This is a genomic window from Propionibacterium acidifaciens DSM 21887 (genome assembly GCF_000426605.1).
GTDB classification, from domain to species: domain Bacteria; phylum Actinomycetota; class Actinomycetes; order Propionibacteriales; family Propionibacteriaceae; genus Propionibacterium; species Propionibacterium acidifaciens.
In genome coordinates this window covers 1-1,067 of sequence record NZ_AUFR01000086.1, presented here as the reverse complement: position 1 = coordinate 1,067, position 1,067 = coordinate 1, and the positions used below count along the sequence as shown (strand labels likewise).

Sequence of the window (1,067 nt, the reverse complement as noted above, 5' to 3'; positions counted from 1 at the left end):
CCACGGACGGGCCCGGCGGGCCGGTCCGGTACACCTGGGACGCGGCCGGGCGCCGTACCGGCCAGGACGGGCCCGACGGGCACTGGTCCTACTCGTGGGCCCCGTCCGGGCACCTGACGGCCGTCACGAGACGGACCCCGCACGACGCCCGCACGTGGCGGATCAGTCGTGACGGGCTCGGCCTGCCCCGCCGGGTCGGGGAGGTCGACCTGGCCTGGGACCTGTCCGGGCCCGTACCGGCACTGACCCGGTTCGGCTCCCACACAGTGACCGGCCTGCCCGGGGCCCTCGCCATCGACGGCGCCCTGACCGGCGCCGGCTGGCGGCCCGCCCGCCCGACCGGCGCGGACGACCCGTGGGCGCCCCCGCCACCGGTTGTCGAGACCGACGGAGCCCGGCTGGGCGCCGGCGGCGCCCTGACCCTGGGCGGCCTGGAGATCCTCGGGGCCCGCGTCCACGACCCCACCACCTTCTCGTTCCTGTCCCCCGACCCCCTCGACCAGCCGCCCCTGGCCCCCTGGGCCACGAACCCGTACTCCTACGCGGCGAACAACCCACTGGCCTTCACCGACCCGACAGGCCTCAGACCCCTCACCGACACCGACTTCGAGGCCTACAAACACGACCACGGCGGCCTGGGCGGCTGGATCGCCGACCACAAGGACTACCTCATCGGCGGCGCCATGGTCATCGCCGGCGGCGTCCTCATGGCCACCGGCGTCGGCGGACCCCTCGGCGGCATGCTCATCGGCGCCGGAGCCGACACGATCATCCAACGCGCCACCACCGGCCAGGTCAACTACGGACAAGTCGCCGTCTCCGGACTCCTCGGCGCCGCAGGCGGAGGCGCCGCCGGCGCTCTCCTCAAGGGTGGCGGCCGACTCGCCACCGAACTCGGCGCCACCGGGCTGCGTACCGCGATCACGACCGGCGCCGCGTCCGGTACGGCGTCCGGCGCCGGCGGATCAGGCTACGGCTACCTCACCGGCCCCGGCCCCCACACAGTGAGCGGCTTCCTCACCAGCACCGCCACCGGAGCCGTCGAAGGCGGACTCCTCGGCGGCGCA

General features: G+C 75.4%; 1 protein-coding gene. It reads left to right on the top strand.

Annotated elements, in window-relative coordinates:
• A partial coding sequence (locus K336_RS0112440) for an RHS repeat-associated core domain-containing protein (protein ID WP_028707199.1) occupies nucleotides 1-1,067 on the top strand: 1,067 nt, incomplete at both ends.